This window comes from Nonomuraea sp. NPDC049028, from assembly GCF_043197735.1.
Lineage (GTDB): Bacteria > Actinomycetota > Actinomycetes > Streptosporangiales > Streptosporangiaceae > Nonomuraea.
In genome coordinates, this window is record NZ_JBICTR010000023.1 from 122,435 (window position 1) to 142,297 (window position 19,863).

The following is a 19,863-nucleotide window of genomic DNA, read 5'->3' on the forward strand; positions in this document are numbered from 1 at the left end:
GATTTCTACCGGAGCGGCTTGGTGTGGTGCTCCGCCATGAGTACCCGCAGCCGCCGGGTGAACACCAGCAGTACCACTCCCGCCACGACCGCCGTCGAGGCCAGGAGCAGGTAGTACGCGGGTTCGGACATGACGTTGCTGAGCCGCCCGGTCTGACCGCCGACCGCGTCGCCCACCGACACCGCGATGAACCAGATGCCGAGCATCTGGCCCTTGAACGCCCGCGGCGCCAGCTTGCTGGTGACCGAGAGCCCGACCGGGCTCAGCGACAGCTCGCCGAACACCTGGATCAGATAGACCAGCACCAGCCACCAGACCGAGATCTTGCCCGTTTCGGCCAGTTTGGCGGCCAGCGCCATGACCACGAAGCTCAGACCCGCCATGAACAGCGCGAACGCGAACTTCTGCGGCGTGCTCACCCGGGTCCCCAGCTTCGTCCACAGCGCCGCGAACACCGGCACCAGGAGCAGGATGAACAGCGAGTTGAACGACTGCGTCGTCGCCGCCTCGATGGGGATGCCGAACAGCGACAGGACGGTGTTGTGCTGGGCGAAGAACAGCAGCTTGCTCGGCGCCAGGTCGAAGATCATCCAGAAGATCGCGGCCGCCACGAAGAGCCAGATGTAGGCCTTCATCCGCAGCCGTTCGTCCTCGGTCAGGTCGTGGCTGCCGAGCATGATGTAGCCGAAGTAGAGCACCGGCACCGCCAGCACCACGACCGTCACCACGACCGTGAGCCTGGACAGCGTGAACGTCCCCGTCGCCACCCAGATCGCCATGGCCACCACGGTCACCGCCACCGCGAACGAGACGAGCTTGACGGCCCTGGCCCGTTCGGACGGCGTCAGCGGCAGGCCCGGCTCGTCGCCGACGCCCCTGAGGCTCTTCCTGCCCAGTGTGTACTGCAGCAGGCCGAGCGCCATGCCGACCGCCGCCGCGCCGAAGCCCAGATGCCAGCGGCCACCCTTGGCCAGCTCGCCCACCACGATCGGCGCGAGGAAGGCGCCGATGTTGATGCCCAGGTAGAACAGCGAGAACCCGGCGTCCCTGCGCCCGTCGTCCTCGTCGCGGTAGAGCCGGCCGACCATGACCGAGATGTTCGGCTTGAGCAGGCCGGTGCCCGCGATGATCAGCAGCAGCCCGAGCCAGACGAAGAACGACCCGCCGACCGGGAGGGCCATGCTGATGTGGCCGCACATGATGATGAAGCCGCCCAGGAAGACCGATCTGCGCGGGCCGAGCATTCGGTCGGCGATCCAGCCGCCGGGCAGCGCCACCAGGTAGATCAGCGCGCCGTAGACGCCGACCACCGCCTGCGCGGTCTGCTCGGTCATGCCGAGACCGTGCTGGGCGGGCGAGGCCGCCATGAAGGTGGCCAGGATGGCGCGCAGGCCGTACCAGCTGAACCGCTCCCACATCTCGGTGCCGAACAGCGTCGCCAGGCCCCACGGATGCCCGAAGAACGTTCTTTCGCCCTTGGCCATGCGCCCTCCCGCCTTTGTGCGCGATCCATCACTCTACGTGACGACGATGCCGAGGTCTTGCCGCTACCCCGGCGGTGTGGTGCGATGCATCCCAGCTGAGCAAGTGATTACTGACTGGAGGCGGGTGCCATGGCAGATGTCCTCGAAGTCCGGGCGGAGATCGACCGTTTAATCGCCGGCCGTACGGTATGCGGGCAGCTCAGCGAGCTGGCCGAGCGTTACTCTGACGCGCCCGCCTACTCCGACCCCGTCGACGGCGGCTGGAACACGCTGAGTTACGGCGAGGCCAGGCAGCGGGTGCTCGAGATAGCGGCCGGATACGCCGCGCTCGGCCTCGAACCCGGCGAATCCGTCGCGCTGATGATGGTCAACAGGAGCGAGCACGTGCTCGCCGACCTCGGCGCGGTGCACGCGGGCGGCGTCGGCTGCACCGTCTACTCGACCTTCGCGCCCGACCAGATCGCGTTCGTCGCCGCCGACGTGAGCGCCCGGATCGCGGTGCTCGGCGGCCCCGCCGAGCTGGCCCGCTGGCAGCCGGTGCTCGACCGGCTGACGGGACTCCGCAAGATCATCATGCTGGAGGGCGCGCCCGACGACGACCGGTTCCTGTCCTGGACGGACTTCCTGGAGCTGGGCCGCGCCGCGCTGGCCGCGCGTCCGGAAGAGGTCGAGGCCCGCTGGCGCGCCGTGACGGCGGACGACGTGGTCACCGTGCTCTACACCTCGGGCACCACCGGCCGGCCCAAGGGCGTCCCCCTCACCCACGCGAACGTCTTCTACGAGGTCGAGTCGACCGACCGCATCACCTCGCTGCCCATCAAGGGCACGCAGATCTCCTATCTCACCTACGCGCACATCGCCGAGCGGGTGCTCAGCCTCTACCTGCCCCTGGTGAAGGTCTCCCACGTGCACTTCTGCACCGACCTGGCCAACCTCGGAGCCGCGCTCGGGCAGGTCAAGCCGATGATGTTCTTCGGCGTGCCCCGCGTGTGGGAGAAGATGATGGCCCGCCTGCTGGCGGTCCTCGCCACCCAGACCGACGAGCAGCAGGACGCCGTACGCCGGGCCATGGCCGCCGGCGTCGCCTATGTCGAGGCAGGCCAGTACGGCGGCACGCTCACCCCCGAGATCACCGCCGCCTACGAGCAGGCCGACTCCTCGCTGCTGTCCGTCATCCGCGGCATGATCGGCTTCGACCGCGCCGGGTGGACCGCCACGGGCGCCGCGCCGCTCCCCGCCGAGGTGCAGCGCTTCTACGCCGGTCTCGGGCTCAAGGTCATCGACGTGTACGGCATGACGGAGACGACCGGCGCCTTCACCGGCAACAGCCCCTCCTGCTACCGCCTGGGCACCGTCGGGCGGGCGGAGCCGGGCGTCGAGGTGCGCATCGCCGAGGACGGCGAGATCCTCACCCGAAGCCCCCTCAACACCCGCGGCTACCACAACCGTCCCGAGGACACCGCCCAGCTGATCGACGACGACGGCTGGCTGCACACCGGCGACATCGGCTCGGTCGACGACGACGGCTTCTACCGGGTCGTCGACCGCAAGAAGGAGCTGATCATCACCGCCGGCGGCGAGAACATCTCCCCGGCCGAGATCGAGAACCACCTCAAGGAGCACCCCCTCATCGGCCAGGCCCTCGCCTACGGCGACAACCGGGCCTACCCGGTGGCCGTGCTGACGCTCGACGCCGAGGTGGCGCCCGGCTGGGCTCAGGCGCGCGGCATCACCTTCGGCTCGCTCGCCGAACTGGCCGAGCACCCCGCCGTGCTCAAGGAGGTGGAGGCCGCCGTCGTGGTGGCCAACGCCAAACTGGCCAGGGTCCAGCAGGTCAAGCGGTGGGCGCTGCTCGGCACCGAGTGGACGGCCGAGACCGAGGAGCTGACGCCCAGCCTGAAGCTCAAGAGGCGGGTCATCCACGCCAAGTACGCCGACGTCATCGAGGGCCTGTACTCCGGCTGATCCTTTGCCGTTCGGGGCGTGCGTCGTGGTCCTGGTCATTACCGGGTGCTTCCTAGCGTCTCGATCATGACCAGAAGTCTTCTTCTCGTCTCGCTCGCGGCGGGGGCCCTCGCGGTGCCCATACCGGCGTCCTCCGCAGCGACCGAGCTCGCCATTCGTGAGATCAACATCAGGCCCGCCAGCCCTGTCGTCGGAGCCGGGAACACCGTCCGCCTGGTGATCGACGTGGTCGCCAAGGGGGTGAAGGGCAGGGACGGGGTGACCATCAAGGTGGAGCCCGGCTCCACGCCCGGCGCCACGGGCCAGACGCCCATCACCGGCGGATCACCCGTCGGCGCCGTACCATCGGTCCCCGGTACGCCTCCCGCCCCCTCCACGGGCACCGGGGTGCTCGCGCCCGGTCCGACAGGGGCGGCCCGGCGTGGTACGGCGGCTCCGCGCCCGGGGCTCGTCGGGCACCGAGGCGCCTTGCGCGTCACCGCTCCGGGCGGAGCGGCCGTCGTGGATCCCGCCCAGGCCGTGGACAGCGGGGCGCGGCCGGTCGGGGAGGGGTGGCCGGCCTGGTTCGGCCCGGACATCTGGGCGTCGGCCAGGCGGCCACCGCCGCGGCCCATCACCGTGGAGCCCGCGCTGCCGTTCATGCCGGAGTGGCGGACGGTGCCGGTCGGGATGCGGATGCTGGACGGCTGGCAGACCTGGCGGTTCATGCCCGACAAGGTCCTCACCCGCTTCTACCCGTCGGGCACCTGGACGATCACCGCCACCGCGACGGGTGACGACGGGCAGAGCGTGACGCGCAACCAGACGTTCCAGCTCAAGCGGGAGACCAAGATGTCGTCCGTACGGGCGGAGAAGGCGGGCGGAGCCGACTCCGTACGGCTGCGCGGCTCCCTGACCAGGGTGGACCCGCGCGGCTACGAGGACTACGCACCGTTCGCCGACCAGCAGGTGGAGATCCTGTGGCGCGCGGAGGCCGAGGACACCTGGGAGCGGGTGGCGATCGCGACCACCGGCGAGACGGGCGACTTCGGCAGGACGGTGCGGGGACGCCCCGGCGGCTACTGGCGAGCCCGCTACCTGGGAACCGACCATTACGCCCCAAAGGTCTCGAAAATCCATGAAAGCGGGATAAACACCTAAAAACGGTGCCATAAAGCCCGTCGGGTGAATTGTCGTTGCAAGATGGTTATCGGGGCTTTCGCAACTTTTCCTTTCCCAACAGCGTCAATGGTGTTGACGTGCCCTGTCCTTGGGGCGCGTTCTCCACACGGGGAAGGAAGTTCATTCATGATGCGACGTCTCGCCGCCGGACTGGCTGCGGCTGCTCTGGGCGCCACGGTCGTGGCGACCGCCGCCACTCCGGCGCTGGCGGATCCCGAGCCCGACGGTGGTCACACCGCCCTGCAGTTCGACGCCAACCCCGAACCAGCCTGGCGCGGCAAGCCCCTCAACCTCGAGGGCAAGCTGTCGGTGCAGTGCGAAGAGGACTACATCAGCGGCTTCGTGTCCGTCCACCACGCCGACTACTGCAAGGAGTCGGAGTCGTGGCACCGCCTCGGCTGGAAGCGGATCTCGATCCTCTTCAAGGCCGACGGCAGCGGCCGGTGGGAGTACGTGCAGTCGGTCCGGACCAGCCGTGACGGCTACTTCTCCACCCGCGTCCCGGCCTACACCTCGGGCACTTGGAAGGCGGTCTTCGAGGGCGCCGAGTGGCTCGACGGCTCGCAGGCCACCGACTGGGTGAAGGTCGTCGGCCGCCGTTACTGACCGCACGCGGCTTGAGAAATGCCCGGTCCCCGTTACGGGGGCCGGGCATTTCTGGTCTTCAGGCTTTTGGAGCGCCTTTTCCGGGATGTGGCTCCTCCCGATAGAGCACCAGGTGCTCGTGGTAAAGGACGCCGTCGCGGATGTCGCCCGTCGCGGTGAACCCGGTGTCGTCCACATAGTCCAGATGGGCGCCCGTCACGGTGTAGCGGCCGGTGTAGGCGCTGCGCCGGTCGCCGCGGGCCTCGTCGTAGCGCCCGTCCGGCAGAAGCTCCTGCCGGATGTGGCCGTCGGCCGTCACCCACATGCCGATCACGTTCACGTCGGACATCGGATCCCCCCTCGTCGGTTCTCTGTTGCGTCGTCAGTCTCCCGCCCGCCCCTGTCCGGTGACAGGCAGCGCTGTTCCTAGGTGCGCGCCACCCAGGCAGGCGCATGGCTCAACCGGTGATGGCGTAGAGTCCCGCGGATGATCGAAGAGCCGTTGGCGGGCGGTGGGGTCAACGAGGTCGTCCGGGTCGGGAACACCGTCCGGCGGCCGACCGGTCCCTGGACGCCGACCGTACACCGTCTGCTGGATCACCTCGCCGCCGCCGGGTTCGACGGGGCGCCCCGCGCGTACGGGCTGGACGAGGCCGGCCGGGAGATCCTCGACTTCGTCCCGGGCGACGTGGCGCACTACCCGGTGCCCGCCTACGCCTGGAGCGACGCCGCGCTGGAGGCGCTGGCCGTACTCATGCGGGCCTATCACGACGCCACCACCGGCTTCGCGGCACCGGACGCCGAGTGGTACTTCCCGGCGCGCGAGCCGGCCGAGGTCGTCTGCCACAGCGACATCGCGCCCTACAACTGCGTCTACCGCGACGGCCTGCCGGTGGCGCTCATCGACTTCGACACCGCCCATCCCGGGCCGCGCCTGTGGGACGTCGCCTACGCCGCCTACCGGTTCGTCCCGCTCACGGCCGTCGGCAACGGCGAGGCCGTGACGCCGGTGACCGAGCAGGCCAGGAGGCTCCGGCTGCTCGCCGACGCCTATGGCCTTTCCGGCGACGAGCGTACGGCGCTGCCCGAAATGGCGGCCGAACGGCTGCGGGCGATGGTGGATCACATGCGGCGGCAGGCGGCGGCCGGCAACGAGGCGTTCGCCGCCCACCTGGCCGACGGGCACGCCGACCTCTACCTGACGGACATCGAACACATCACCCGCCACGCCACCGAGTTCCGGAACGCCCAGTGAGGAATCACCTGATCGCGAACCGCGTTGTCGTCCGGTGAGTTGTCGGGTTTGGGAGCGGCCGGAAGACCGGCATAGGCTGGGCTCTGGCGACGGATTGGAGGTGACGCCATGTTGCGAGACTCGTTCGGACGGGTGGCGACGGATCTGCGGGTGTCCCTCACGGACAAGTGCAACCTGCGCTGCACCTACTGCATGCCGCCCGAAGGGCTCGACTGGCTGCCCAACGCCCAGCTCCTCACGGCCGACGAGATCGTCAGGCTGGTCACGATCGGCGTCGAGCGGCTGGGGATCACCGAGGTCCGCTACACCGGCGGCGAGCCGCTGCTGCGCCGCGAGCTGCCCGACATCGTCGGCCGCACCGTGGCGCTCGAACCCAGGCCGCAGGTGTCGCTGACGACCAACGGCATCGGGCTGGCCCGGCTGGCCGGAGTGCTCGTCGAAGCGGGCCTCGACCGGGTGAACGTCTCCCTCGACACCCTCGACCGCGACACCTTCAAGCGGCTCGCGCACCGCGACAGGTTCGACGACGTCATCGCCGGGCTCAGCGCCGCCCACGAGGCGGGCCTGCGTCCCGTCAAGGTCAACACGGTCCTGATGCGCGACATCAACGACCACGAGGCCGTGCCGCTGCTGCGCTACTGCCTCGAACAGGGCTACGAACTACGCTTCATCGAGCAGATGCCGCTCGACGCCCAGCACGGCTGGAGCCGCGAGAACATGGTGACCGCCGACGAGATCCTCGCGATGCTGTCGGCCTCGTTCGACCTCACAGCCGACGATCTCGAGGATCGCGGCAGCGCCCCGGCCGAGCGCTTCCTGGTGGACGGCGGCCCCGCCCGGGTGGGCGTGATCGGGTCGGTGACGCGCCCGTTCTGCGGCGCCTGCGACCGCGTACGGCTGACCGCCGACGGCCAGATCCGCAACTGCCTGTTCGCCACCGAGGAGTCCGACCTGAAGACGCCCCTGCGGGCCGGCGCCTCCGACGAGGAACTCGCCGCTCGCTGGATCGCCGCCGTATCGCGCAAGCGCGCCGGGCACGGCATCGACGACCCGTCCTTCCTCCAGCCGTCCCGCCCGATGTCGGCGATCGGCGGCTAACCCTCTTAGCCGTGCATTGCCCGTATCCGTACGCGGTGCGGGCGCTGCCCCGCCGGCCGAGAGCCGTGGCCGGGGTGCGTACCGTGGGGGCGTGACGATCGGCGGAGAGTACGACGCGGTCATCCTGGCCGGGGGACAGGCGCGGCGGCTGGGCGGCGTGGACAAGCCCGGCCTGAGTGTCGGGGCGCGGGCGATGATCGAGAGCGTCGTCCTGGCGGCCGCCGGAGCCCGCAGGGTGATCGTGGTCGGCCCCGAACGCCCGCTGCCAGGGGTGTTCTTCGCGCGGGAGGATCCGCCGGGCGGCGGGCCCGTTCCGGCGCTGCGGGCCGGGCTGCGCGAGGTCACGGCGCCACGGGTGGTGCTGCTCGCCGGAGATCTCCCGTACCTCAGAGCCGGACACGTCGCCGAACTGCTCCGTGCCTCGGCTCGCGCGGCGGGCACCAGCGGCGAAGGCGCGGCCACCGTCAGTGGCCTGGACGTCGGGAGCGTCGGTGGCGGGGTGGTGGCGCTGGACGACGGCGGGCGGGAGCAGTGGTTGCTGAGCCTGTGGCCTGCCGAAACACTGCGTCGAGCGCTGGACGGCTACACCGGGCGCTCACTGAAAGGGCTGCTCGGCCCGCTCATCCGCGCGCGCGTCGCGCTGTCCGGCCGGGCGTGGTTCGACTGCGACACAATGGACGATCTAGAGGAGGCTCGCATGAACGTGCTGAACGAGTGGACCGCCCTGGCCTGCGAGGAGCTGGGCATCGACCCGGCCCGCGTCGACCGGGACCTGATCCTGGACCTGACCAAGGAGGTGGCGCACGGCGTCGCCAGGCCCGCCGCGCCGCTGACCGCCTATCTGCTGGGGCTCGCCGAGGGCGCCGGCACCGCGCCCGAGGACGCCGTCGCCCGGATTACCGCGCTCGCCAAGAACTGGGGCGCGGCCACGACCGAGACGCTGACCGAGAGTTGACACCCCAACGAACTGTTGGTGTCAAGCCATGCTCAAAGTTGCCAATTTTCTGCGAATAATGAGCGGCAGAGAGCGTAAACGATATTGGGAAAGCGGCCCTACCCAACCGGGTTCCGGGGCATTGGACTGATCGTCCGAGTGAGAGTTTCCCCAGGAAAAGGGCGACGCCGGGTGGTTACGGGGGCAAACCACCCGGCGTCGCTTCATCGGCGTTCCGACGGGGGCCCGGAACGCCGGCACCAGCACTCCGACGGGGGACCGGAGCGCTTGCCTAAAGCGTACACCTACAACCCATGGGATGCGTCAAGACTTAGTCACGACCCGATCTCGCGTCGATGCCTTGGTATCTCGCTTTGGTTAGCTTCCGGTGTGTGAAAGGTAGGGGGAGGGGCATCCCTGCCCCTCTCATTGGCCCCGATTACGGCTATGTATGGCAAAAAGACGGCCGCGGCGATGAACAGCAGCCGGTACGGCACGGGCACCGGGACGACCACGGCCAGGATCAGGCACAGCGTGCGGATCCCCATCTTGATGAGGTAGCTGATCTCCCGCCGGTGGATGTCCGAGCTCAGCGACGGTTTCGCGTCCGTGACCTGGTGGACGTCCTGCTTCTTGCGCCACCCCTTCATGACATCCACGGTAGACCCCGGGTGCGCCGCCCGCGACAGGCACCAGGGGCGGCGGCAGCGGTCATGCGATCATGGCCTTCGAGTAAGGAGTGTGGAGATGACGGATCGTACGTACCGGGTGACCGAGATCGTCGGCACGTCGGGTGAGAGCATCGACCAGGCCATCCGCAACGGGATCAGACGCGCGTCGGAGACGCTGCGGCACCTCGACTGGTTCGAGGTGACAGAGGTACGCGGGCACATCGACGCGGGCGAGGTGGCGCACTTCCAGGTCGGCATGAAGGTGGGCTTCCGCCTCGAGGACGCCTGACGGCTCCGAGCAGAGCGCTGAAACGGCCATGAGCGCGCCCAGGTGACCTGGACGCGCTCATGAGCCAGTGCTACGGCGAAAGGGTCAGCTCGCCTGGCTGACCGTGGACATGTTGAAGTCCGGCACCCTGATGGCGGGCATCACGGTACGGCTGAAGTAGTCGCCCCACTCGCGCGGCAGCGTCTGCTCGCTGGCACCCACCTCCGAGACCCGCCCCAGCAGGTCGACCGGGCTCTCGTTGAAGCGGAAGTTGTTCACCTCGCCCACGACCTCGCCGTGCTCGACCAGGTAGACCCCGTCACGGGTGAGCCCGGTCACCAGCAGCGTCTGCGGATCGACCTCGCGGATGTACCACAGGCACGTGAGCAGCAGGCCGCGCTCGGTGTCGGCGATCATCTCCGTCAGCGAGCGCCCGTCGCCGGGGGCCCGCACGATCAGGTTGTCGATCGAGGGCGTGACCGGCAGCCCGCTGAGCTCGGCCGAGAGGCGCGTCTGCCGCAGTGCCGTGAGCTGCCCGTCCCGCACCCAGTCGGTCGCCGACAGCGGCAGGCCGTTGTCGAAGATCGAGCTCTCGCGGCTGGAGGCGTGGGCGACCACGAACGGCGCGCACTCGATGCCCGGTGCGGCCGGATCGCTGGCGAGCGTCACCGGCAGCGTGGCCAGTCGCTCGCCGACCCGGGTGCCGCCACCCGGCTTGGCGAACACCGAGCGGCCGTCCAGCGCGTCCCTGGCGCCCGCGGACCAGTACGCGTAGACCATCAGGTCGGCCACCGCGCTCGGCGGCAGCAGCGTCTCGTAGCGGCCCGCGGGCAGGTCCACCCGGGTCTTGGCCCACTCCAGCCGCTGCGCCAGCGACGCGTCGAGCGCCGCCACGTCCACGTCGGAGAAGTCGCGGGTGCTCACGCCCGTCCATGCCGAGCGCTTCAGGTCGGCCGACTTGGCGTTGAGCTCCAGCCGCCCGGACGGCTGGTCGTGGCGCAGCCGCAGCCCGCTGGAGGTGCCGAGGAACGTCGAGGTCAGTGAGTGCTCCGCGAAGCCGTACAGCCTCCTGCCGCCCGCCTCCGCGGCGGCGAACGCGTCGCCGAGCGCGGGCGCGAACCGTTCGAACACCCCGATGTCGGTCGGGGTCACCGGCTCGGCCCACGAGGCGCTCGCCGGCAGGCCCTCGACCAGCGGCCGCGCGTCCTCGGCCGGCTGCGCCTCGCGCGCCGCCCGGTCGGCCGCGGCCACCACGTCGGCGAGCTGATCCGGTCGTACGGCGGCACGGGAGACCACGCCCACGCCCTGGCCGGCGATCGAGATCACGGTCAGCCGGGCGGAGCGGGCCACGCCGTTGGTCGTGAGCGTGTTGCCCGCGAACCGCAGGTTGGCCGTGGACCCCTCGTCCACGAGCACGACGCAGCCATCGTTGGTGGACAGCTCCAGAGCCTTCTCCACCATGTCCTGCGGAGAGATCTGAACGGGCAGACCGGTATGGCCCGCCCCGGATCGCTGCTCGCTCACTTTCCACCCTCCTGCACGGTGTTGAGGATCCGTACGCCCCTGAACAGGCCGGACGGGCAGCCATGGCTGACCGGCGCGACCTGGCCCGGCTGGCCCTTGCCGCAGTTGAAGGCGCCGCCCAGCACGTACGTCTGCGGCCCGCCGACGGCCTCCATCGACTGCCAGAAGTCCGTCGTGGTCGCCTGGTAGGCGAAGTCGCGCACCTGCCCGGCCAGCCGGCCGTGCGAGATCCGATAGGCCCGCTGCCCGGTGAACTGGAAGTTGTAGCGCTGCATGTCGATCGACCAGCTCTTGTCGCCGACGATGTAGAGGCCCCGCTCGACCCGCGAGATGAGCTCCTCGGTCGACGGCCCGTCAGGCGCGGCGGCCAGCGAGACGTTGGCCATCCGCTGGATCGGCATGTGCCCCGGCGAGTCGGCGAACGCGCACCCGTTGGACCGCCCGAACCCCTTCATCAGCGCCATCCGCCGGTCGAGCTGGTAGCCGACCAGGATGCCGTCCCTGACGATGTCGAAGCTCTGCCCCTGCACGCCCTCGTCGTCGAAGCCGATCGTGGCCAGGCCGTGGGTGACGGTCCTGTCGCCGGTCACGTTCATCACCGGCGAGCCGTAGACGAGCTCGTTGAGCTGGTCGAAGGTGGCGAAGCTGGTGCCCGCGTAGGCGGCCTCGTAGCCGAGCGCCCGGTCGAGCTCGGTGGCGTGCCCGATCGACTCGTGGATGGTCAGCCACAGGTTGGACGGGTCGATCACCAGGTCGTGGTCGCCCGCCTCCACCGAGGGCGCGGCCAGCTTCTCCGCCAGCAGCCCGGGCAGCTGGGCCAGCTCATCGGCCCAGTCCCAGCCGGTGCCCGTCAGGTATTCGTAGCCGCGGCCGACCGGAGGCGCGATCGTCGACATGTCGTCGAATCCGCCGTTGGCCGCCTTCATCGCGTTGAGCTTGGGATGCACCCGTACGCGCTGCTGCGTGGTGACCGTGCCCGCCGTGTCGGCGTAGAACTTCTGCTCCTTGACCTGCAGCAGCCGGGCCGAGACGTGGTCGGCGCCCTTGAGCAGCCCGGCCGACCAGTCGGCCAGCAGCGCCACCTTCTCCGCCGACGGCACCTCGAACGGGTCGACGTCGTAGGCGGAGACCCACACCACCTCGGAGTGGACCGGCTCGGGGGCCAGCTCGATGGGCTCCCGGTTGATCGGGGCGCTCACCTCGGCCACCCGGATGGCCTGCTCGGCCACCTTCGCGGCCGCCTCGGGCGTGAGATGGATGCCTGCGGCGAAGCCCCACGTGCCGCCCTTGACGACGCGGACCGCGTAGCCGAGGTCGTCGGCGTCCATGGCTCCTTCGAGCCGGGCGTCGTAGAGGCTGAGCGACTCGGCTCTCACGCGTTCCAACCGGAAGTCGGCATGCTCGGCGCCCAGGTCACGAGCGCGTTGCAGGGCGGCGTCCGCCAGCTGCCGCATCGGCAGCTCCAGGAAATCGGAATCGATCTGGCGCATGTCCACGATCCTAACCCTGCGATCTTGTATCCCCCGGACAAGTGGATACCCGCCGGTAGGAGATAGCGTCAGGTGTCATGGCACGCTCTGTACTCGTCACCGGAGGCAATCGCGGCATCGGCCTCGCGATCGCCCGTGAACTAGCCGCGGCCGGCGACGCCGTCGCGGTCACCTATCGATCGGGAGAGCCGCCGGAGGGGCTGTTCGGCGTCAAGTGCGACGTGACCAGCATGTCCGACGTGGAAGCCGCCTTCGACAAGGTCGAGGCCGAGCAGGGGCCGGTCGAGGTGCTGGTCGCCAACGCCGGCGTCACCAAGGACACGCTGCTGGCGATGATGAAGGAGGAGACCTTCACCGACGTCATCGACGCCAACCTGACCGGCGCCTACCGCGTGGCCAAGCGGGCCATCAGGCCCATGATGAAGCTCAAGCGCGGCCGGGTCATCCTCGTCTCCTCCGTCGTCGCCCTGTCCGGCTCGGCGGGCCAGACCAACTACGCCGCCTCCAAGGCGGGCCTCATCGGCTTCGGCCGGTCCATGGCGCGCGAGTACGGTTCGCGCGGCATCACCGTCAACGTGGTCTCGCCCGGCTTCGTCGCCACCGACATGACGGCCGACCTCGACGTCGAGGCCATCACCAAGAACATCCCGCTCGGGCGCCAGGCGTCGCCGAGCGAGGTCGCGCGCGTCGTCCGCTTCCTGGCCAGTGACGACGCCTCTTACATCACCGGGGCCGTGATCCCGGTCGACGGCGGACTCGGAATGGGGCACTGACGTGGGAATTCTCCAAGGCAAGCGGATCCTGGTGACCGGCGTGCTCACCGACGCGTCGATCGCGTTCTCGGTGGCCAAGCTGGCCCAGGAGGAGGGCGCCACTGTGGTGCTCACCGGGTTCGGCCGGTTGAGCCTGGTCGAGCGCATCGCCAAGCGGCTGCCCGAGACGCCGCCGGTGATCGAGCTCGACGTCCAGAACACCGAGCACCTCGACACGCTGGCCGACCGGGTCGGCGAGCACGTCGACGGCCTCGACGGCGTCGTCCACTCCATCGGCTTCGCCCCGCAGAGCGCCCTCGGCGGCAACTTCCTCAACACCACCTGGGAAGACGTCGCCACGGCCCTGCACATCTCGACCTACTCCTACAAGTCGCTGGCCGTGGCCTGCCTGCCGCTGATGAAGGAGGGCGGCGCGGTCGTCGGCCTCGACTTCGACGCGAGCAAGGCGTGGCCGGTCTACGACTGGATGGGCGTCGCCAAGGCGGGCCTGGAGTCGTGCAACCGCTATCTCGCCCGCGACCTGGCCAAGCAGAACATCCGCGTCAACCTCGTCGCCGCCGGGCCGCTGCGCACGATGGCGGCCAAGTCGATCCCGGGCTTCAAGGAGTTCGAGGAAAGCTGGCCAGAGCGCGCCCCGCTGGGCTGGGACCTGTCCGACACTGTTCCCGCCGCCAAGGCGTGCGTGGCGCTGATGTCCGACTGGTTCCCCGCCACCACGGGCGAGATCGTCCACGTGGACGGCGGCGCCCACGCGATCGGCGCGTGATACCAGGCTGAACGGGCCAGTACGTTGGGCGACGCCGCACAGGCGTCGCCCTTCTTATTTCGCTGAGGCTTATTTCGCTGAGGCTCGTCTTGGTGAGGCCCTGGCATAGAGGGCAGGCGAGCGCGGATGCTGGTGTGATGGGGCGTGGGCTCAAGAACCCGGCAAGGCTGAAGACGCTCAGCCGGCTGAAGAACCCGTGGGTGCTGGGCGCGGTGGCCAGCATCGGTGCCGGGGTGCTGCCCTTGGTGGTGCCGGGGGAGTGGCCGCTGGTGGGGCGGGCGCTGATCGCGGTCGTGGCGGCCGCGTTGGCCGGTGCCAGCGGATCGTACTTCGGCGTGGTGCTGACCCGAGCCGAGAGCGCCGCCGCGGCCATCGAGGCGCTGCGCTTGGCTCTGGACCCGCTGATCCACCACCCGCAGGGCCCGGCCGGCGGAGAGCGCAGCGTGTTCGAGCTGCTGCTGCCGCACTCGTGCCCCACCCCGTTCTGGGGGCGGCGCGGCGAGCGGGACTGGTTGTGGGCCTGGTGTCAGGAGGAGGCGATGCCGGGGCTGCTGGTGGTGGACGGGCCGGGCGGGTGCGGCAAGACCCGGCTGGCGTTACGGGCCGCCCAGGAGGTCGTCGCGGACGGGTGGGTGGCCGGCTGGCTGCGCGAGGGCAAGGCCGCCGACCTGGTCGACGCGGCCGCGGCGGTGGCCGACTCTCGGGTACTGGTCCTGGTCGACAACGCCGACACCCGGACCGACCTGGCGAGCCTGCTGGGCGCACTGGCGCGCTACGAGGGGCGGGCCCGGCTGCGGGTGGTGCTGATCGCCCGGCACGGCGTCGAACTCGGCCAGGCGCTACAAGCTCACCTCCCCGAACAACACGCCCTGACAGTGAAGAACGCCCCGGTGATGTCGCTGCTGCCGCTGGGGGAGACCTCTGACCTGATCCGCTGGTACGGCGAGGCCGTAGGCGCGTTCGCGGCCGCGCGGGCGACGCCGGCGCCCCCGGTCTCGGACACGATCGCGCCGGTCCGGGAGGGCCAGACCATGGTCGAGGTGCTGACCCAGGCGATGGTGACGGTGTTACGCCGAGCCGCGCCGACCGGCTCACCCGCGCCCCTGGACGAGGTCGCCGGGGTGCTGTTCGAGCACGAGGCACGCTGGTGGCGCGGCACCGCCGCACTGGACCGGTGGGCGGTCGGCCCGGTCACCGACGTGCTGCTGGCCCGGATCATCGCCGCCCTGGCCCTGTTCGCCCCCGCCGACGAGCCGGAGGCCATCGGGGTGCTGAGGCGCGTCCCGGAACTGGCCGACGCCCCCACCGAACGGGTCACCAACCTGGTCCGCTGGGCTCACTCCCTCTACCCGCCCGCCGCGGGGGCGGGAGTGCGGATCGGCCCGAACCTGCTGGCCGACTGGTTCATCACCACCAGCCTGACCCGTACGGAGGGCGACCGCCATTTCGCCCGCCACCTGCTGAACGACCCGACCGAGGAGCAGGCCGCCCGGATCCTGACCCTGCTGGCCCGCGCCGGCGAACATCACCCACCCGCCCGGCTGCTGTTCGAGCAACTGCTGGGCGGCGACCCGGTACGGCTGGCCCGCCACGCCATCTACGCCGCCCTCACCACCGCCACGAACCGTCGCGAGCTGGACCACACCACCGCCACCGCTCTTGCCGCCGCCGACCTCGACACCGACACCACCACCCGGCTGCTGCGGCTCACCCCCGCGTACGCCTTGCCCCGCTGCGCCCTCACGCTGACCCGCCACCGCCTGCATGACACCCGCGTCACCGGCACCCCGTCTGAACTCGCCGACGCCCTGACCGACCTCGCGGCCGCGCTGGAGCGGGTGGGTGAGCACAGGGAGCAGGTGCTGGTGACACGGGAAGCGGTCGGCCTGCGGCGCGGGCTGGCGGACGGCACCCCCGCCCGCCGATTCGACCTCGCCGAGGCTCTGGGCAACCTGTCGGTCGCGCTGAACGGGGCGGGTGAGCCTCGCGAACAGCTGTCGGCGGCGCGGGAAGCGGTCGATCTGTGCCGTGAGCTGGCGGACGGCGACCCCGCTTATCGGCGCGACCTCGGCCGAGCCCTGGGCAATCTGTCGGTCGCGTTGCACCACGCGGGTAACCCTCGCGAGCAGCTACAGGTGGCGCGGGAAGAGGTCGACCTGCGGCGCGGGCTGACGGACGACGACCTCACCCACCGACCCGGTTTCGGCCGATCACTGATCAGGCTCGCGGTCGCGTTGCACTGGGCGGGTGAGCATCGCGAGCAGTTAGAGGTGGCGCGGGAAGCGGTCGGCCTGTGCCGTGAGCTGGCGGACGGCGACCCGGCCCTCCGGCCCACCCTTGCCCACGCCCTGATCCACCTGTCGGCCGCGCTGAACCGGGTGGGTGAGCATCGCGAGCAGCTGCGGGTGGCGCGGGAAGTGGTCGGCCTGTGCCGCGATCTGGCGGACGGCAACGCCGCCCACCGATTCGACCTCGCCGAGGCCCTGATCGAATGCACGACCGCGCTGAACCGGGTGGGTGAGCACGGCGAGCAGTTGCGGGTGGCGCGGGAAGCGGTCGGCCTGTGCCGTGAGCTGGCGGACGGCAACCCCGGTCGTCGGCCCGCCCTCCGCCGAGCCCTGGGCCACCTGTCGGTCGCGTTGTACCGGGTGGGTGAGCACGGGGAGCAACTGCAGGTGGCACGGGAAGAGGTCGGCCTGTGCCGTGAGCTGGTGGACGGCAACGCCGCTTACCGGTCCGACCTCGCCGATGCCCTGGCCAACCTGTCGTTCGCGCTGCACCACGTGGGTGAGCATCGCGAGCAGCTGCAGGTGGCACGGGAAGAGGTCGGCCTGTGCCGTGAGCTGGTGGACGGCAACCCCGCCCACCGCCGTGTCCTCGGCGAAGCCCTGGGCAACCTGTCGGCCGCGCTGGACCGGGTAGGTGAGTACGGCGAGCGGCTGCGGGTGGCACAGGAAGCGGTCGACCTGTACCGGGAACTGGCCGCCCACGACCCCGAACTGTTCCACCAGGCGTACGTCGACAACCGCGCCACCCTACGGCAGCTACGGCCTCAACATGACGACCAAGACGACATCACCTTCAACCTGTGACGCGTCGCTCGCCGGCCGCGCGCCTCACTGAAGGGTGGACACGAACTTCCCGAGCCGGGTGAGCCCTTCGCGAAGATCGTCCGCCGGTGCCGCGTACGAGAGCCGGACGTGGGTCTCCGCCGTGTGGACGCCGAAGTCCCTGCCCGGCGTGAGAGCGACGTGCGCCTCCCGCAGCGCGCGCTCGCAGAACTGCCAGGAGGTGAGCCCGGTGCGGCCGACGTCGAAGTACACGTAGAACGCGCCGTCGGGCGGGACGGGAACCGGCAGCCCGATCCGCGCCAGCCCGTCGAGGACGAGCGCGCGCCGCTCGGCGAACTCGACGCGGCGTGCCTCGCAGACCGCCAGGGACTCGGGGGTGAAGCAGGCCAGAGCGGCGTGCTGGGCGGGCGCGGAGGCGCAGAGGAAGTAGTTCTGGGCCAGGCGTTCCATCGCCGGCACGAGGATCTCCGGGACGACGCACCAGCCGAGTCGCCAGCCGGTCATGCCGAAGTACTTCGAGAAGCTGTTGATGACGATGGCGCCGGGATCGAACGACAGCACGCTCCGCGGTGGCCGGCCCCGCTCGTCGTGGTCGCTCAGGTTGAGGTAGATCTCGTCGACCAGGCGCCACGCGTCACGCTCGCGGGCGAGTTCGCAGATCGCGGCCAGTTCGCCGGCCGGAACCGAGGTGCCCGTCGGATTCGACGGGGTGGCGATCATGATCCCTCGGGTCCGGTCCGTCCAGTTCTCCTTCACCGATGCCGCGTCCAGTTGGAAGCGGGTCTCGGCGGTGGCGGGGACGAGCGTGACACGGGCGCCGAAGCTTTCGACGATCTGCCGGTTGCAGGGGTACGACGGGTCCGCGATCAGCACCTCGTCGCCCGTGTCGACGAGTGCCGCGGTGGCCAGCACCAAGGCGGCCGAGGCTCCCGCGGTCACGACGACCCGGGAAGGGTCGACCTCGACGCCGTGCTCGTTCCGGTAGAACCGGGCGATCGCCTGCCTCAGCTCGGGCAGCCCGAGTGCCGCCGTGTAGGGCATCGGCCTGCCGTCCATGGCCTCGCGCATCGCGTCGAGTACGGCCGGGGGCGCGCCGAAGTCCGGTTCGCCGATGCTGAGCTTGATGACGTGATGCCCCTGGGACTCCAGCGCCGCGGCGTGCTTGCCGAACTCCATCGCGAAGAACGGCGCGACAGCCTGTGCGCGCCGCGAGATTCTCACGCCACGGTCTACAGCGCCGGTCACGCGGTTTCGCCCCTTACTGCACTCAGAGTCATGAAAGAGAAGCTTATGCGTAGTTTGCGCGGCCGGGCGGCTCACAGGGGCAGGGGCCGGTTCTCCACGACGCTCTTCATCTGAATGGTGGCGCGGCTCACGCCCACTGCGGCCCAGGCCGACGCCCTGACGGCGGCAGTGCTGTTGTGCAATCAGGCGGCCACCGTCGTCTCCCGCCTGGCCTTCCAGCATCGCGTCCGAGGATCCGCCCAAGCCGGCCGAGGATCCGCCCAAGCCGGCCGAGAACCCGCCCAAGCCGGCCGAGAACCCGCCTCAGCTGTACGGGCGGACGCGGCGGACCTGTTGAGCAGGGCGCTAAGTGGCCTTGCCTGGAAGTCTCTCGGGGGTTGACTTTCGGATCTGGTGTGGTCAGTCCGTGAGGGGGACGAGGGCTATCCTGCCCGCTCGGCGTGTCAGATCACCACAAGCTGATCATGATCGGGCAAGGTCGGCGGGTCACCATGTGGATCTCTCGCAGAAAGCCCCCGAGTGCCCCGCTGCCGCGCCCGTCAGATCATCTTGACCGCCACCGAACGGCGGCGGCTCAAGCAGCTCGCCCACTCCCATTCGGCCCCGTATCAGCTGGTGATCCGCGTCAGGATCGTGCTGGATGCCGCCCACGGCCACTCCAACAACGCCATCGCGCGCCGGCACGGGGTGAGCGTGGACACGGTCCGCCTGTGGCGGGGCCGCTACCTCGCGGTGGAGCAGTAGCGAACTGGCCCGCGAAGCCGTCGCCCGCGGCCTGACAGCGACGATCTCGGCCTCCACGGTGCGCCGGATCCTGGCCGAGGACACACTCAAGCCCTGGCAACACCGGTCGTGGATCTTCATCCGTGACCCGGCCTTCGCCGTCAAGGCCGCCCGCGTGCTGGAGTTGTACGCCCGCACCTGGGACGGCGTCCCGCTCGGCGACGACGAGTATGTCATCAGCGCCGATGAGAAGACCTCCATCCAGGCCCGCTGCCGCTGCCACCCCACGCTGCCGCCCGGCAGATCGCGGATGATGCGCCTCAACCACGACAACGACCGCGGCGGCGCGCTGGCCCACCTGGCCGCCTACGACGCCCACCGCGCCCACGTCTTCGGCCGCTGCTCGCCCAAGACCGGCATCGTCTCGTTCATGGACCTGGTCGAACAGGTCATGACCCAGCAGCCCTACGCCTCGGCCAAACGGGTGTCCTGGATCGTCGACAACGGCTCCTCCCATCGCGCCAAGGCCGCCGCCGACCGGCTCACCGCGCGGTTTCCTCACGCGGCGATGGTGCACACTCCCGTGCACGCGTCCTGGCTGAATCAAGTGGAGATCTTTTTCTCCATCGTGCAGCGCAAGGTCGTCACACCCAACGACTTCACCAGCCTTGACCAGGTCGAAGACCGGCTGATCGCCTTCGAGCGTCGTTACAACGAGACCGCCCGGCCCTTCAGATGGAAGTTCACCCCGGCCGATCTCGAGGACCTGCCGGCCCGGATCGAGCGACACGAACAGAAAGAGTCGAACTCCCAGCAGCCCGCCGGCTGCGACCATCAGCCTGCCGTACTC

At 70.1% G+C, this 19,863-nt stretch carries 18 protein-coding genes; 12 read left to right on the plus strand and 6 right to left on the minus strand.

Annotated features, from left to right (window positions below; translation table 11 throughout):
* Positions 1-5: 5 nt before the first annotated feature.
* Positions 6-1,484: an oligopeptide:H+ symporter gene (locus ACGFJ2_RS56650; RefSeq protein WP_358195581.1), complete on the minus strand. Its 1,479-nt coding sequence runs from the start codon at positions 1,482-1,484 to the stop codon at positions 6-8.
* Positions 1,485-1,613: 129 nt separating this feature from the next.
* Between ACGFJ2_RS56650 and ACGFJ2_RS56655 the strand changes: the two genes are divergently transcribed.
* From ACGFJ2_RS56655 to ACGFJ2_RS56665, 3 genes are all read left to right on the plus strand, one after another.
* Positions 1,614-3,449, plus strand: a complete 1,836-nt coding sequence (locus ACGFJ2_RS56655; RefSeq protein WP_393483266.1) for an AMP-dependent synthetase/ligase — start codon at positions 1,614-1,616, stop codon at positions 3,447-3,449.
* Between the two features lie 66 nt (positions 3,450-3,515).
* Positions 3,516-4,589: a hypothetical protein gene (locus tag ACGFJ2_RS56660; protein WP_393483269.1), complete on the plus strand. Its 1,074-nt coding sequence runs from the start codon at positions 3,516-3,518 to the stop codon at positions 4,587-4,589.
* 147 nt (positions 4,590-4,736) lie between these two features.
* Positions 4,737-5,216 (plus strand): hypothetical protein, encoded by a 480-nt coding sequence (locus tag ACGFJ2_RS56665; protein ID WP_357958539.1) that lies wholly within the window; start codon positions 4,737-4,739, stop codon positions 5,214-5,216.
* Between the two features lie 58 nt (positions 5,217-5,274).
* Here the strand turns inward: ACGFJ2_RS56665 and ACGFJ2_RS56670 are convergent, their stop codons facing one another.
* A complete protein-coding gene (locus ACGFJ2_RS56670; protein WP_393483272.1) occupies positions 5,275-5,544 on the minus strand; it encodes an Atu4866 domain-containing protein in 270 nt (89 codons plus the stop codon).
* Positions 5,545-5,682: 138 nt separating this feature from the next.
* On the opposite strand from ACGFJ2_RS56670, the gene ACGFJ2_RS56675 reads away from it, so the two are divergent.
* The 3 genes from ACGFJ2_RS56675 to ACGFJ2_RS56685 all read left to right on the plus strand — a co-directional run bounded on the left by ACGFJ2_RS56675 (position 5,683) and on the right by ACGFJ2_RS56685 (position 8,503).
* The gene (locus ACGFJ2_RS56675; RefSeq protein WP_393483275.1) at positions 5,683-6,450 is read left to right on the plus strand and encodes a phosphotransferase; all 768 of its coding nucleotides are present in this window, start codon (positions 5,683-5,685) and stop codon (positions 6,448-6,450) included.
* 108 nt (positions 6,451-6,558) lie between these two features.
* Positions 6,559-7,548: a GTP 3',8-cyclase MoaA gene (moaA, locus tag ACGFJ2_RS56680; protein WP_357958547.1), complete on the plus strand. Its 990-nt coding sequence runs from the start codon at positions 6,559-6,561 to the stop codon at positions 7,546-7,548.
* 91 nt (positions 7,549-7,639) lie between these two features.
* Positions 7,640-8,503, plus strand: a complete 864-nt coding sequence (locus tag ACGFJ2_RS56685; RefSeq protein ID WP_393483278.1) for a DUF6457 domain-containing protein — start codon at positions 7,640-7,642, stop codon at positions 8,501-8,503.
* A 314-nt stretch (positions 8,504-8,817) separates the two neighbouring features.
* Here ACGFJ2_RS56685 and ACGFJ2_RS56690 read toward each other — a convergent pair whose 3' ends face one another.
* Positions 8,818-9,132, minus strand: a complete 315-nt coding sequence (locus ACGFJ2_RS56690; RefSeq protein ID WP_357958553.1) for a DUF3099 domain-containing protein — start codon at positions 9,130-9,132, stop codon at positions 8,818-8,820.
* A gap of 97 nt (positions 9,133-9,229) precedes the next feature.
* On the opposite strand from ACGFJ2_RS56690, the gene ACGFJ2_RS56695 reads away from it, so the two are divergent.
* Complete coding sequence (locus tag ACGFJ2_RS56695; RefSeq protein WP_225291326.1) at positions 9,230-9,442, plus strand: dodecin; 213 nt, start codon at positions 9,230-9,232, stop codon at positions 9,440-9,442.
* 84 nt (positions 9,443-9,526) lie between these two features.
* On the opposite strand, the gene ACGFJ2_RS56700 is transcribed toward ACGFJ2_RS56695, so the two are convergent.
* Together ACGFJ2_RS56700 and ACGFJ2_RS56705 are read right to left on the minus strand one after the other, a co-directional pair.
* Positions 9,527-10,882 carry a metallopeptidase TldD-related protein gene (locus ACGFJ2_RS56700; RefSeq protein ID WP_357958584.1) on the minus strand — a complete coding sequence of 452 codons (1,356 nt, stop codon included), beginning with the start codon at positions 10,880-10,882 and terminating at the stop codon, positions 9,527-9,529.
* A 59-nt stretch (positions 10,883-10,941) separates the two neighbouring features.
* Entirely contained in the window at positions 10,942-12,435 is a 1,494-nt protein-coding gene (locus ACGFJ2_RS56705) for a TldD/PmbA family protein (RefSeq protein WP_357958557.1), read from the minus strand.
* A gap of 77 nt (positions 12,436-12,512) precedes the next feature.
* Between ACGFJ2_RS56705 and fabG the strand changes: the two genes are divergently transcribed.
* The 3 genes from fabG (at position 12,513) to ACGFJ2_RS56720 (ending at position 17,066) form a co-directional block, all read left to right on the plus strand.
* Entirely contained in the window at positions 12,513-13,208 is a 696-nt protein-coding gene (gene fabG, locus ACGFJ2_RS56710) for a 3-oxoacyl-ACP reductase FabG (RefSeq protein WP_357958560.1), read from the plus strand.
* Position 13,209: 1 nt separating this feature from the next.
* Positions 13,210-13,974, plus strand: coding sequence for an enoyl-ACP reductase FabI (fabI, locus tag ACGFJ2_RS56715; protein WP_357958563.1), 765 nt, complete (start codon positions 13,210-13,212; stop codon positions 13,972-13,974).
* 137 nt (positions 13,975-14,111) lie between these two features.
* Positions 14,112-17,066: a hypothetical protein gene (locus ACGFJ2_RS56720; RefSeq protein ID WP_393483284.1), complete on the plus strand. Its 2,955-nt coding sequence runs from the start codon at positions 14,112-14,114 to the stop codon at positions 17,064-17,066.
* Between the two features lie 24 nt (positions 17,067-17,090).
* Here the strand turns inward: ACGFJ2_RS56720 and ACGFJ2_RS56725 are convergent, their stop codons facing one another.
* A complete protein-coding gene (locus ACGFJ2_RS56725) occupies positions 17,091-18,266 on the minus strand; it encodes a pyridoxal phosphate-dependent aminotransferase (RefSeq protein ID WP_393483287.1) in 1,176 nt (391 codons plus the stop codon).
* Between the two features lie 573 nt (positions 18,267-18,839).
* On the opposite strand from ACGFJ2_RS56725, the gene ACGFJ2_RS56730 reads away from it, so the two are divergent.
* Both ACGFJ2_RS56730 and ACGFJ2_RS56735 read left to right on the plus strand, forming a co-directional pair.
* Positions 18,840-19,034: a helix-turn-helix domain-containing protein gene (locus tag ACGFJ2_RS56730; RefSeq protein WP_393483289.1), complete on the plus strand. Its 195-nt coding sequence runs from the start codon at positions 18,840-18,842 to the stop codon at positions 19,032-19,034.
* A gap of 31 nt (positions 19,035-19,065) precedes the next feature.
* On the plus strand, positions 19,066-19,863 hold a 798-nt coding region (locus ACGFJ2_RS56735), incomplete at its 3' end, for an IS630 family transposase (protein WP_393483302.1).

Coding starts and splice junctions, on each gene's coding strand:
- moaA (WP_357958547.1), top strand. CDS start 6,559: ATGTTGCGAGACTCGTTCGGACGGGTGGCGACGGATCTGCGGGTGTCC.
- ACGFJ2_RS56675 (WP_393483275.1), top strand. CDS start 5,683: ATGATCGAAGAGCCGTTGGCGGGCGGTGGGGTCAACGAGGTCGTCCGG.
- ACGFJ2_RS56705 (WP_357958557.1), bottom strand. CDS start 12,435: ATGCGCCAGATCGATTCCGATTTCCTGGAGCTGCCGATGCGGCAGCTG.
- ACGFJ2_RS56660 (WP_393483269.1), top strand. CDS start 3,516: ATGACCAGAAGTCTTCTTCTCGTCTCGCTCGCGGCGGGGGCCCTCGCG.
- ACGFJ2_RS56690 (WP_357958553.1), bottom strand. CDS start 9,132: ATGAAGGGGTGGCGCAAGAAGCAGGACGTCCACCAGGTCACGGACGCG.
- ACGFJ2_RS56650 (WP_358195581.1), bottom strand. CDS start 1,484: ATGGCCAAGGGCGAAAGAACGTTCTTCGGGCATCCGTGGGGCCTGGCG.
- fabG (WP_357958560.1), top strand. CDS start 12,513: ATGGCACGCTCTGTACTCGTCACCGGAGGCAATCGCGGCATCGGCCTC.
- ACGFJ2_RS56655 (WP_393483266.1), top strand. CDS start 1,614: ATGGCAGATGTCCTCGAAGTCCGGGCGGAGATCGACCGTTTAATCGCC.
- ACGFJ2_RS56695 (WP_225291326.1), top strand. CDS start 9,230: ATGACGGATCGTACGTACCGGGTGACCGAGATCGTCGGCACGTCGGGT.
- ACGFJ2_RS56670 (WP_393483272.1), bottom strand. CDS start 5,544: ATGTCCGACGTGAACGTGATCGGCATGTGGGTGACGGCCGACGGCCAC.
- ACGFJ2_RS56720 (WP_393483284.1), top strand. CDS start 14,112: ATGGGGCGTGGGCTCAAGAACCCGGCAAGGCTGAAGACGCTCAGCCGG.
- ACGFJ2_RS56700 (WP_357958584.1), bottom strand. CDS start 10,882: ATGGTGGAGAAGGCTCTGGAGCTGTCCACCAACGATGGCTGCGTCGTG.
- ACGFJ2_RS56665 (WP_357958539.1), top strand. CDS start 4,737: ATGATGCGACGTCTCGCCGCCGGACTGGCTGCGGCTGCTCTGGGCGCC.